At 68.6% G+C, this 11,797-nt stretch carries 10 protein-coding genes; 7 read left to right on the top strand and 3 right to left on the bottom strand.

Features of this window, described 5'->3' with window-relative positions; all coding sequences use genetic code 11:
- The 7 genes from BLA15945_RS25025 to BLA15945_RS24995 form a co-directional block, all read left to right on the top strand.
- Positions 1 to 853 (top strand): ABC transporter permease subunit (locus tag BLA15945_RS25025; RefSeq protein WP_174993609.1); only part of this gene is annotated, 853 nt, incomplete at its 5' end.
- Positions 850 to 1,794, top strand: coding sequence for an ABC transporter permease subunit (locus BLA15945_RS25020; protein ID WP_174993608.1), 945 nt, complete (start codon positions 850 to 852; stop codon positions 1,792 to 1,794). The genes BLA15945_RS25025 and BLA15945_RS25020, both read left to right, overlap by 4 nt.
- 21 nt (positions 1,795 to 1,815) lie before the next feature.
- Positions 1,816 to 3,381 carry a DUF3138 family protein gene (locus tag BLA15945_RS25015; protein WP_174993607.1) on the top strand — a complete coding sequence of 522 codons (1,566 nt, stop codon included), beginning with the start codon at positions 1,816 to 1,818 and terminating at the stop codon, positions 3,379 to 3,381.
- A gap of 26 nt (positions 3,382 to 3,407) precedes the next feature.
- Positions 3,408 to 4,700, top strand: coding sequence for an NAD(P)/FAD-dependent oxidoreductase (locus BLA15945_RS25010; RefSeq protein ID WP_174993606.1), 1,293 nt, complete (start codon positions 3,408 to 3,410; stop codon positions 4,698 to 4,700).
- Positions 4,701 to 4,771: 71 nt separating this feature from the next.
- Positions 4,772 to 5,152: a cupin domain-containing protein gene (locus tag BLA15945_RS25005; protein ID WP_059241142.1), complete on the top strand. Its 381-nt coding sequence runs from the start codon at positions 4,772 to 4,774 to the stop codon at positions 5,150 to 5,152.
- Positions 5,153 to 5,197: 45 nt separating this feature from the next.
- Positions 5,198 to 6,613: an amidase family protein gene (locus tag BLA15945_RS25000; RefSeq protein WP_174993605.1), complete on the top strand. Its 1,416-nt coding sequence runs from the start codon at positions 5,198 to 5,200 to the stop codon at positions 6,611 to 6,613.
- Positions 6,614 to 6,638: 25 nt separating this feature from the next.
- Positions 6,639 to 8,129, top strand: coding sequence for an aldehyde dehydrogenase (locus BLA15945_RS24995; RefSeq protein ID WP_174993604.1), 1,491 nt, complete (start codon positions 6,639 to 6,641; stop codon positions 8,127 to 8,129).
- Positions 8,130 to 8,180: 51 nt separating this feature from the next.
- Here the strand turns inward: BLA15945_RS24995 and BLA15945_RS24990 are convergent, their stop codons facing one another.
- The 3 genes from BLA15945_RS24990 to BLA15945_RS24980 form a co-directional block, all read right to left on the bottom strand.
- The gene (locus BLA15945_RS24990) at positions 8,181 to 8,693 is read right to left on the bottom strand and encodes a DUF4262 domain-containing protein (RefSeq protein ID WP_174993603.1); all 513 of its coding nucleotides are present in this window, start codon (positions 8,691 to 8,693) and stop codon (positions 8,181 to 8,183) included.
- A gap of 124 nt (positions 8,694 to 8,817) precedes the next feature.
- Complete coding sequence (locus tag BLA15945_RS24985) at positions 8,818 to 10,671, bottom strand: ABC transporter ATP-binding protein (protein ID WP_174993602.1); 1,854 nt, start codon at positions 10,669 to 10,671, stop codon at positions 8,818 to 8,820.
- A gap of 105 nt (positions 10,672 to 10,776) precedes the next feature.
- A complete protein-coding gene (locus tag BLA15945_RS24980; RefSeq protein WP_174993601.1) occupies positions 10,777 to 11,796 on the bottom strand; it encodes an alpha/beta hydrolase family protein in 1,020 nt (339 codons plus the stop codon).
- Between the last annotated feature and the right edge of the window lies 1 nt (position 11,797).

Here is an 11,797-nt window from a genome sequence, read left to right as displayed (position 1 = left end):
CGGCGTGCCGTTCCTGTGGCTTGCCGTGTTCTTCGCGCTGCCGTTCGTGCTGGTGCTGAAGATCAGCTTCGCCGACCCGATGCTCGGCATCCCGCCGTACACCGCGCTCGCCAGGCTGGAGGCCGGCACGGTGCAGTTGGTGCTGTCGCTGAAGCATTACGCGCTGCTGCTGCAGGACGACCTGTACCTGAACACGTACGTCAGCTCGCTGAAGATGGCCGCCGCATCGACGCTGATGTGCCTGCTGGCCGGCTACCCGATCGCGTACTGCATCGCGCGTGCGGCACCGGCGCGCCGCAACCTGCTGATGATGGCCGTGATGCTGCCGTTCTGGACGTCGTTCCTGATCCGCGTCTATGCGTGGGTCGGGATCATGAAGGACGACGGGTTGCTGAATCACGCACTGGCGGCGCTCGGCGTGATCGCGATGCCGCTGCGCCTGTATCACAGCGACGCGGGCGTCTACATCGGGATGGTCTATTCGTACCTGCCGTTCATGGTGATGCCGCTGTACGCGCACCTCGTGAAGATGGACGTCACGCTGCTCGAGGCCGCGCACGATCTCGGCGCGACACCGTGGTCCGCGTTCTGGCGCATCACGTTGCCGCTGTCGAAGAACGGCATCGTCGCGGGCAGCCTGCTCGTGTTCATCCCGGCCGTCGGCGAATACGTGATCCCCGAGCTGCTCGGCGGTGCGAACACGCTGATGCTCGGCCGCGTGATGTGGGACGAGTTCTTCAACAACATGGACTGGCCGATGGCGTCCGCCGTCACGGTGACGATGGTGCTGGTGCTGCTCGTGCCGATGGCGCTGCTCCATTACAGCCAGACCGAAGCGGAGGCACAACCATGACCCGCACGAATCGCATCCTGTCGGCGTGCGTGCTGGGCGCGGGCTTCCTGTTCCTGTACGTGCCGATCGCCAGTCTCGTCGTCTATTCGTTCAACGCGTCGAAGCTCGTGACGGTGTGGACGGGATTCTCGCTGAAATGGTACGGCGCGCTGTTGCACGACGACGAACTGCTGACGGCTGCGTGGCTGTCGCTGAAGATCGCGCTGCTGACGGCCACCGCGTCGGTCGCGATCGGCACGTGGGCCGGCTTCGTGCTGGCCCGCATGGGGCGCTTTCGCGGCTTCACGCTGTATGCCGCGATGATCAACGCGCCGCTGGTGATTCCCGAAGTGATCCAGGGCATCTCGCTGCTGCTGCTGTTCGTCGCGATGCAGCAGACCTTCGGCTGGCCGGCCGGGCGCGGCTGGCTGACGATCTGGATCGGTCACGTGATGCTGTGCCTGTCGTTCGTCGCAGTGATCGTGCAGTCGCGCGTGAAGGAGCTCGACCGCTCGATCGAGGAAGCCGCGCTCGATCTCGGCGCGCGTCCGGTGAAGGTGTTCTTCGTGATCACGCTGCCGCTGATCGCACAGGCGCTGGTGTCCGGCTGGTTGCTCGCGTTCACGGTGTCGATCGACGACGTGATCCTGTCCGCGTTCCTGTCGGGCCCCGGCTCGACGACCTTGCCGCTCGTCGTGTTCTCGCGCGTGCGGATGGGGCTGAATCCCGAGATGAATGCGCTCGCGACGGTGTTCATCACGGCCGTGACGATCGGCGTCGTCGTCGTGAACCGCGCGATGCAGGCCCGCGAACGGAAGCAGGCACGCGACGCGCGTGCGTGGCATGCGGTGTCCACGCTCGAAGCCATGCTCGATGCACCGGCGCCGTCTCCCGCGATGCCGCCCGCGCGCCCGCCGGCTGCGCAGCTTCGGCCCGCGCCCGCACCGCATCCCGTGAAGTGAACAACGACAAGGAGACTTTCCGTGAAAAAGAAACTGCTTTGCGCGCTGATCGCCGGTGCGCTGCCGGGGCTCGCCGCCGCGAATTCGAGCGCCGACCAGATCAGGGCGCTGCAACAGCAGCTCGCCGTGTTGCAGCGGCAGATGAGCGCGCTGCAGTCGCAACTCGCCGCGAAGCCGGTGGCGGCACCGGCCGCGTCGAATGCGACATCCGCCGCAGCGGCAGCCGACCCGTCGGCGCCCGGCTACGGGCAGGCGCCGGCCGCGCTGACCCGCGACGACGTGGCGGAAATCCGCCAGCAGGTCGCGAACCAGCAGCTGAAGGTCGATTCGCTGACCGATGCCGCGCGCACGGGCCCGATCGCGGGGTTGTCGGTGACCGGCTATCTCGACCCGACCTACGTGTACAACCGGGGCGGCGGCACGTCGTCGTTCCAGTTCGCCAATCATGAGAACGCGTACGCCTATTACAACAGTACGTTCGGCGACGTGTTCCTCGACATCAAGAAGACCTTCGGGGTCGGCCCGACCGCACCATCCGCTGAAATCACGCTGATGCCGAACCGCGGCGCAGGCCTGTCGATGATGACGGGCAGCGGTGCGAGCGGGCTCGACATCGTGAACACGGCGGTCGTCACGGTGCCGCTGTCGGGCACGACGTCGTTCGTCGGCGGGCTCGTGCTCGGCTTCGGCGGCTACGAGTACCAGCAGTCGAGCCAGATGCTCACGCTCACGCACAACCTGCTGTACGACTTCTCCGATCCGGGCTCGTCGATCGGCGCCGGCATCAACTACCAGAGCGCGGACGGCCACTGGGCGTGGAAATTCTTCGTCGGCAACGAGCAGTTCCGCAGCGCGGGCGCGGTCACGCAGACGGGCGTCAACGCGCTCGGCGACCCGATTACGACGAGCAACAAGGTGCCGACCTTCACCGCGCGGGTCGATTACATGCACGGCAGCGCGCTCGATCTCGGCGGCTCGATCAACATCGGCCGGCAGACGCTGGTGAGCGCGGTCGATCCGGCGACCGGCAACGTGCGCTACGGCGTGGGCGGCAACGCGCCGAGCGCGTACGGCGCGTTCTTCTTCGGGGAGGCCGACGCGACCTATACGGTGGCCGATGCGCAGTACAACGCGGAACTCGACTACGGCCAGCAGCAGCACGGTGCGTTCAACGGCGGGCTCGCGCAGTGGTTCGGATTGTCGCTGCTCGCGCACCGCAAGTTCAACATGCCGGTGGTCGGGCGCATGGGCGCGACGCTGCGCTACGACCTGCTCGTGAACCGGAAGAACGGCGGGGGCGGCTCGTCGATCGGCCTGAACGGCAACGGGATGGACCCGAACAACGGCTTCGGCATCGACGCGGATTGCCTCGCGCAGTCGAAGGCGAACGGCGGCGTCGGCTTCGAGTGCAAGGGCGCGACGCGGCAGGCTGCCGCGTTCGACCTGCTGTTCTATCCGACCCAGCAGGTGACGGTGAAGGTCGAATACCGGCACGACTGGGCGAGCAATCGGGTCTTCCTGCGTCACGACGGGTCGTATGCGAAGTCGAACGACCTGCTCGCAACCCAACTCATCTACGCGTTCTGACGCGACGCCGTTCGCGAGTCTTACCTATGCTCAAGTTCGAAAAGCAGCAGCATGTTCAGTCCTACTACGCAGCGACGGCCAACAACCGTATCCGCCATCCGTCGCTCGATGGCGCCGCGACCGCCGACGTGTGCGTGATCGGCGGCGGGCTCACGGGCCTGTCCACGGCGCTCGATCTCGCGGAGCGCGGCCATTCGGTCGTGGTCGTCGAGGCGTCGAGGATCGGCTGGGGCGCGAGCGGCCGCAACGGCGGCCAGCTGATCGCCGGGTACTCGTGCGACATCGATACGTTTTCCGCCTTTCTGCCGGAAGACGACGTCCGGCGCGTATGGGCGATGGGGCTGGAATCGGTCGACATCGTCAGGCAGCGGGTCGAGCGGCACGGCATCGATTGCGACCTGAGCGGCGGCTACCTGACCGCCGCGAACAAGCCGCGCCATCTCGATGCGCTGCGCAGATGGCGCGATGCCGCGGCGGCTCGGTTCGGTTATCGCGGCTATGACATCGTCGAACGTGCCGACATGCCGCGCTTCGTCGCATCTGGCCGTTATGTCGGCGGCCTGCGTGACGAAGGCAGCGGCCACCTGCATCCGCTGAACTACACGCTCGGTCTCGCGCGAGCGGCGCGCGCGGCCGGCGTGACGATCCACGAGGACTCGCCCGCGCTCGCGCTCGATCGTGCGGCGCCGTACCACCGTGTCCGGTGCGCGCGCGGACACGTGGATGCCCGTTACGTGGTGCTGGCCTGCAATGCGTATCTCGGGCAGCTGGCGCCGTCGCTTGCACGCAAGATCATTCCGGTGGCGACCTACCTGATCGCGACGGAGCCGCTCGGCGACTCACGCGCAGCGCAGACGCTGCCGGCGAATGCCGCGATCAGCGACTGCAATGCGGCGCTCGACTATTTCCGGCTCACGCGCGACGGCCGGCTGTTGTGGGGCGGCAAGGCGAGCAGCTCGACGAAGGCGCCGCGCGACCTGGCAGCCGCAATGCGGCGCGACATGCTGAAGACGTTCCCGCAGCTGGCCGACGTGCGGATCGATTACGCGTGGGGCGGCCTGATCGACGCGACGATGAATCGCGCGCCGCATTTCGGCCGGCTGGAGCCGACCGTGTATTTCGCGCAGGGCTTTTCCGGGCACGGCGTCAACGTGACGGGCCTCGCGGGGCGGCTGATCGCGGAAGCGATCGATGCGCAGGCCGCGCGCTTCGACCTGTTCGGCCGGATTCGCCATCGCGATTTTCCGGGCGGGCGGCTGTTGCGCACGCCGATGCTGGCGCTCGCGATGGCGTGGCACCGGACGATGGACCTGCTTTGACCCGCGCCGGCCGACCTCCCCCGGCCGGGCGGCACCGCAACGTTTCGAAACACTCAGCCCAGGAGGCACACATGACCAACATCACGAATCTCGTCGACCTGATGCGGGCGCCCGCGAAGCTCACGCAAAGCCGCGTGCCGAGCGGTCTGCTGCTCGACGGCAACCCGATGCAGACGCTGTCGCATCACTACATCAGCCCGTGCGGCCAGTTCAGTTGCGGGATCTGGGCATGCACGCCCGGCCGCTGGACGATCGAGTACGACGAGTCGGAGTATTGCGAGATGCTGAGCGGCGTCGCGATCGTACGCGATGCGGAAGGCGGCGAACGCGTGCTGCGCACGGGCGACCGCTTCGTGATTCCGCCGGGTTTTCGCGGCACGTGGGAAGTCGTCGAGGCATGCCGCAAGATCTATGCGTCGCACGCGCCGCAAGCCGGGCAGCCGGGCGCTTGACGCGGCCGGGTCCATCCAATCATCGAGATCAACGAGGAGCAACTCATGACCCAGGAATTGTGGCGTCTCAGCGCGGCGGAGATGGCTGCGCATGTCGCACGGCGCGACGTGTCGGCAACCGAACTCACGCGCAGCTGCCTGCAGCGGCTCGAGCAGGTGAACCCCGTCATCAACGCGATCGTCGACGTGATGGCCGACAGCGCAATGCAGGCCGCGTCCGATGCCGACGCAGCAATCGCGCGCGGCGCGCCGGTCGGCCCGCTGCACGGCGTGCCGGTGACCGTGAAGATCAACGTCGACACGGCCGGACACGCGACGACCAACGGCGTGCGCGCGTTCTCCGACCTGATCGCGCAGGAAGACAGCCCGGTGACCGCGAACCTGCGCAAGGCCGGCGCGATCGTGATCGGGCGCAGCAATGCGCCGGCGTTTTCGTACCGCTGGTTCACCGACAACGAACTGCACGGCCGCACGTCGAATCCGTGGGATGCGTCGCTGACGCCGGGCGGCTCCAGCGGCGGTGCGGCCGCGGCGGTGGCCGCCGGCATCGGTGCGATCGCGCACGGCAACGACCTCGGCGGGTCGATCCGCTATCCGGCCTACGCATGCGGTGTCGCGGGGCTGCGGCCGAGTACCGGGCGTGTGCCCGCGTACAACCCGACGCAGCCGAAGGATCGCACGCTCGCGGTGCAGCTCGCGTCCGTGCAGGGGCCGCTCGCGCGCACGGTCGGCGACTTGCGTCTTGCGCTCGACGCGATGTCGGCCGGCGACGCGCGCGACGCATGGTGGATGCCGGTGGCACCGGGCGCGCGCGAGGCCGCGTTCCCGGCGCGCGTCGCCGTGTGCGCCGAATTGCCTGGCGTGCCGACCGATCCTGCCGTGGCCGACGCGATCCGGCAGGCGGCGCGCTGGCTCGAAGAGGCCGGCTGCATCGTCGAGGAAGCGGCGCCGCCGCGGTTCGCCGAAGCGTGCGAACTGTGGCTCGACCTTGTGACCAACGAGGCGCGCAGCGGGCTCGGCGACGCGATCATGCAGCACGGCGACGCGGCGATCCGCACCGCGTTCGCGAGCCAGCGCAACCTGGCCGCGCCGCTGGATCTCGCCGGTTACATGAACGGCCTCGCGCGGCGCACCGCGCTGCTGCGCGACTGGCAGCAGTTCTTCGCACGCCATCCGCTGCTGCTGATGCCCGTGTCGTGCGCGCGGCCGTTCGCGATCGACGCCGACCTGCAGGGCGACGCCGCGATGCGCGAGATCGTCGACCGTCAGGGGCCGCTGCTTGCGACCGCGCTGCTCGGGCTGCCGGGGCTGTCGGTGCCGACCGGCATCCGCGACGGCGTGCCGACCGGCGTGCAGCTCGTCGCCGGACGCTTCCAGGAAGCGCTGTGTCTCGCCGCTGGCGAAGCGATCGAGGCGCGCGCGGGGATCTTTACGCCGATCGATCCGGTTCGCGGATCGTGATACGCGACACGTCACGAGGAAACCCATGAATCAAACGACATTCGAAGACTGGCAGGCCCGTGCGGCCGTGCTGCGGATCGACGGACGCGCGTTCATCGACGGCGAAGCGCGCCACGCGCAGGCCGATGCGACCTTCGCGTGCGCGAGCCCGATCGACGGTTGCGTGCTCGCGCACGTGGCCGATTGCGCGGCCGACGACGTCGACCACGCGGTCGCGGCGGCGCGCCGCGCATTCGATGCGCAAACCTGGGCCGGCACGAATCCGCGCGGCCGCAAGGCCGTGCTGCAACGCTGGGCCGCGCTGATGCGCGAGCACGCGGACGAACTCGCGCTGCTCGAGACGCTCGACACCGGCAAGCCGATCGCCGATACCACGGCGATCGACATCCCGGCCGCCGCGCATTGCGTCGACTGGTATGCGGAAGCGATCGACAAGGTCGGCGGCGAAGTCGCGCCGGCCGACCACCACCTGATCGGGCTCGTCACGCGCGAGCCGATTGGCGTCGTCGCAGCGGTCGTGCCGTGGATTTTCCCGCTGCTGATGGCCGCGTGGAAGTTCGCACCGGCGCTCGCGGCCGGCAACAGCGTGGTGCTCAAACCGTCGGAGAAATCGCCGCTGACCGCGATCCGCGTCGCGCAGCTCGCATTCGACGCCGGTATCCCGGCCGGCGTATTCAACGTCGTGCCGGGCGGCGCGGAGCCGGGCAGGGCGCTGGCGCTGCATCGCGATGTCGACTGCATCGCGTTTACGGGGTCGACCCGCACCGGGCAGCAGATCATGGCGTGCGCCGCGCATTCGAACCTGAAGCGCGTCTGGCTCGAACTCGGCGGCAAATCGCCGAACCTCGTGCTGCCCGACTGCCCCGATCTCGACCGCGCCGCGCAGGCGGCCGCCGATGCGATCTTCTTCAACATGGGGGAAGTGTGCACGGCCGGCTCGCGCCTGCTCGTGCATCGCGACATCAAGGACGCATTCGTCGCGAAGCTGGTCGACGCATCGCGCCGCTTCGCGCCCGGGCATCCGCTCGATCCGGCGGTGACGATGGGTGCGATCGTCGATCGTGCGCAACTCGATCGCGTGATGGGGTATATCGGTCTCGGGCGTGACGAAGGCCGTCTGGTGACGGGCGGCAGGCGGGTGCGCGAGGAGACGGGCGGGTTCTATGTCGAACCGACGGTATTCGAGGTGAAGCCCGATGCGGCGATTGCGCGGGAGGAGATCTTCGGGCCGGTGCTGTCGGTGATCGTGTTCGACGACGTGGACGAAGCCGTACGCATCGCCAACGACACCGAGTACGGGCTCGCGGCGGCGGTATGGTCGGCGAACCTCTCGACCGCGCATGCGGTTGCGCGGCGCTTGCGGGCGGGCACCGTGTGGGTCAACTGCTACGGCGACGGCAGCGACGACCTGAACTTCCCGTTCGGCGGTTACAAGCTGTCGGGCAACGGCCGCGACAAGTCGCTGCATGCGCTCGACAAGTACACCGAGCTGAAATCGACGATCGTGCGGTTGTAGGCCGGGCGGCGCGGCACGCTCGCGGCGTGCCGCGCGACGCCGCTGCGCCGGTCAGCGGCGATCGTCGGCCGGGACGAACAGGCGCGGCTGCGCGGCATTCAACGCGCCGTCCGCTTCCGGCCGCCACGGAAAAACCCCGTTGCGGTCGGGCCACAGCAGCTGGACGCACGGAAAGTCGTCGTTGCCGTAGAACCAGCGGTTCCAGCCGAGATGGGCTTCGTAGTGGGCTTGCTCGACCGGCATCAGCAGCGCGTTCGCGTTGCCGAAGACCGCGCCCGTGACTTCGCCGACCGGAGGCGGCGTGCCGGCCGCGACCATCCGGTAGACGTCCCACAGCACGTCATGGACGATGCGCGCCGGCATCGAGAACACGATGATTTCCGGAAAGCCGTGGTTGACCCACAGCCCGGTCGTGAACGAAAAGCCCGGGGCGTCTCCTTCCGAGAACACCTCCGTGCGGAACCACCCGTGCTGGCGAATCTGATGCACGAATCGCTGCTCGTCGTCCTCGAGCACCGAATCGGGCGCGTCGAGCGCGGTGGCGATATCCGGTCGTGTGGTCATGGGGGCTCCTGGATCGGCGTCGGACAACGGTGAGCCGGACGATCGCGCCCGGCCGGCGGGCCGGCGATCGCGGTCGAATCCGCCGGGCGAGCGCCGTGCCGCCATGGTGCCACAGCGGTCGCGCTTACTGTTCCGCGCCTTCCGCGTCCGCCGTTTCGCCGAGGAACCCGCCGCTCTGGTGCGCCCACAGCGCCGCATAAATGCCGCCCGCCTGCAGCAACTGCTGGTGCGTGCCTTCCTCGACGATGCGCCCTTCGTCGAGCACGATCAGCCGGTCCATCGCGGCGATCGTCGACAGCCGGTGTGCGATCGCGATCACCGTCTTGCCGCTCATCAGCGTGTCGAGGCTGCGCTGGATCGCGACTTCGACTTCGGAATCGAGTGCGCTGGTCGCTTCGTCGAGCACGAGGATCGGCGCGTCCTTGAGCATCACGCGTGCGATCGCGACGCGCTGCCGCTGGCCGCCCGACAGCTTCACGCCGCGCTCGCCGACCTCGACGTCGTAGCCGCTGCGCCCGTGACGGTCGCGCAGCCGGTCGATGAACTCGGACGCTTCGGCGCGCACGGCCGCGTCCTGCATCTCGTGCTCGGTCGCATCGGGCCGCCCGTACAGCAGGTTCTCGCGCATCGTGCGGTGCAGCAGCGACGTGTCCTGCGTGACCATCCCGATCGCGCTGCGCAGGCTGTCCTGCGTCACGTGCGCGATGTCCTGCCCGTCGATCCGGATCGTGCCGCCGCCGACGTCGTAAAAACGCAGCAGCAGGTTCACGAGCGTCGACTTGCCGGCGCCGGAGCGGCCGATCAGGCCGATCCGCTCGCCCGGCCGGATCGCCAGGTTCAGCCCGTCGAACACCGCGCGATCGTTGTCCTCGTGCGCGAACTGCACGTTGTCGAACACGATCCCGCCGCGCTGCACCGCGAGCGCCTTCGCGTCGGGCGCGTCGACCACGCTGCGCACCTTCGTCAGCGTGTTGATGCCGTCCTGGATCGTGCCGACGTTCTCGAACAGCTCGGTCATCTCCCACATGATCCAGTGCGAGTAGCTCGACAGGCGCAGCGCCATGGCGATCACGGCCGCGACGACGCCCGCGCTCGCCTCGCCGTGCATCCACAAATACAGCGCGAGCCCGGCCGAGCCGATCAGCAGCAGCGTCGACAGCAGGTGATTGACGATCTCGAACGCGCTGACGAGGCGCATCTGCGCGTCGCCGGTGGCCTTGAACGCTTCCATCGCGCGCCGTGCATGGTCGGCTTCCCGCCGCGTGTGCGAGAACAGCTTCACGGTCGTGATGTTCGAATACGCATCGGTGATGCGGCCCGTCATCATCGCGCGTGCGTCGGCCTGCCGGCTGCCGACTGCGCCCAGGCGCGGCACGAAGTACGCGCACGCCGCGCCGTAGCCGAGCGCCCACAGCACGAGCGGAATCATCAGCCGCCAGTCGAAGCTGGCCGCCAGCACGAGAATGCCGATCAGGTAGGCGGTGACGCCGATCACGACGTCGACGGACATGAACAGCGCGTCGCGGACCGCGAGCGCGGTCTGCATGATCTTGGTCGTCACGCGGCCCGCGAACTCGTTCGCATAGAACGACAGGCTCTGGTCGAGCATCAGCCGGTGAAACAGCCAGCGCAGCCGCATCGGGAAGTTGATCGCGAGCACCTGGTGCTTGACCATCGTGTGCAGCGCGATCAGCAGTGCGCTGCCCGCGAGAATCGCCGCGAAGCCGGCGAGCGTGCCGAAGTGGCGGCCGCCGAATTCCGCCGGTGTCGACGTCGACAGCCAGTCGACCACGTGCCCCATCATCGCGAACAGCGCGGCTTCGTAGGCGGCCAGTGCGGCCGACGTCAGCGCGATCAGCAGGATCCAGCTGCGCGCGCCTCTCGTGCACGCCCAGACGAACGAGAAGAATCCCTTCGGCGGCGTGACGGGATCTTCGAGCGGGAAAGTCGGCAGGCGCCGTTCAAACCACGAATACATTGAGACCTCTCCTTGATGCGGCCACGCGGGTTGGCGCGACCGGTATTGCCTGATGCCTGTTTCATGCGCGGCGCCAGCCGAGGCGGCGCCGGGTTGCGCACGTGTTCACTGCGACCGGATCCACGCTTCGATCGGGCCGAGCGTACCCGGTGCATACGCGTGGCGCCCGAGCGCCATGTACAGCCAGGTCTTCCACTTCGGCCAGTCGGACTCGAGCTGGTAGTCGAACCAGCCGGCGCGCAGCAACGCATGCGTCGCCGCAGGCACCACGACGACGCGCCGGTCGGGCCGGTTCGCGAATGCGTGCGCATAGGTGTGCGCTTCGTCGACCGGGTCGACGTTGCGGTCCAGCGCACCCCACACGGCCAGCACGGGCCCCTGCATGGTTGCAAGCGCCTGTGACGCGTCTTCCGGGTAGTTGCGCGCGATGAAGCCGAAGCGGCGCGGCTCGATGTCCGGGCGCCGGGCCGGATCGGCCGGCACGTCCGCCCGGTCGAAGATTGCGTCGTTCTCGCGCCGCTCGGCGGCCAGTGTCGCATCGATTCGATCCGGCTGCAGGCCGGTTGCCAGGAGTCGCTGCCGGGTCAGGTAGGTGCCTTGCCGGCGCCAGCTGGCGGCGCCGCCGACGATCACCGAGAACGCCGGCCGGACTGCGTTCGCCACGCGCGGGACGACCCAGCCGCCCTGCGAGAAGCCGAGCAGGCCGATCTTGTGTGCGGGGCCGGCGACGGCGCGCACGCGCGCCATCGCGGCGATCGTTTCGTTCGCGCGGTCCTGCATCGATTGCGCAAGCCAGTCGCCGCCGCTGCGGCCGGTGCCCTGCTTGTCCCACGCGAATACACCGATGCCGGCGTCGAGCAGGCTGTTGACGAGCGGCAGCATCGCGTCGTCCGAGAAGCGCGTGCGCGGCCCGTCGCCATGCACGAGCAGCACGATCGGCGCATCGGGCGCGTGCGCCGGCAGCGCGAGCGTGCCGACGAGGTCGGCGCCGCCCGCGTGGAATGCGAGCGTCGACACGTTCGCACCCCTCAGTTCGAAATCGGACAGGCCGCGCAGCACGAGCGCGCCGGCCGCGACGCATGCGAACAGGACGAGTGCGATGCCGGCAACGGCGATGCGTTTCATT

It is taken from the genome of Burkholderia arboris, from assembly GCF_902499125.1.
GTDB classification, from domain to species: Bacteria; Pseudomonadota; Gammaproteobacteria; order Burkholderiales; family Burkholderiaceae; genus Burkholderia; species Burkholderia arboris.
The sequence above is the reverse complement of the archived record's forward strand: the minus strand, read 5'-3'. Positions and strand labels throughout refer to the sequence as shown.

Bases quoted from the DNA above. Each gene is read 5' to 3' on its own strand.
- BLA15945_RS24980 (WP_174993601.1), bottom strand. From the start codon at position 11,796: ATGAAACGCATCGCCGTTGCCGGCATCGCACTCGTCCTGTTCGCATGC.
- BLA15945_RS25000 (WP_174993605.1), top strand. From the start codon at position 5,198: ATGACCCAGGAATTGTGGCGTCTCAGCGCGGCGGAGATGGCTGCGCAT.
- BLA15945_RS25010 (WP_174993606.1), top strand. From the start codon at position 3,408: ATGCTCAAGTTCGAAAAGCAGCAGCATGTTCAGTCCTACTACGCAGCG.
- BLA15945_RS24985 (WP_174993602.1), bottom strand. From the start codon at position 10,671: ATGTATTCGTGGTTTGAACGGCGCCTGCCGACTTTCCCGCTCGAAGAT.
- BLA15945_RS24990 (WP_174993603.1), bottom strand. From the start codon at position 8,693: ATGACCACACGACCGGATATCGCCACCGCGCTCGACGCGCCCGATTCG.
- BLA15945_RS25020 (WP_174993608.1), top strand. From the start codon at position 850: ATGACCCGCACGAATCGCATCCTGTCGGCGTGCGTGCTGGGCGCGGGC.
- BLA15945_RS25005 (WP_059241142.1), top strand. From the start codon at position 4,772: ATGACCAACATCACGAATCTCGTCGACCTGATGCGGGCGCCCGCGAAG.
- BLA15945_RS24995 (WP_174993604.1), top strand. From the start codon at position 6,639: ATGAATCAAACGACATTCGAAGACTGGCAGGCCCGTGCGGCCGTGCTG.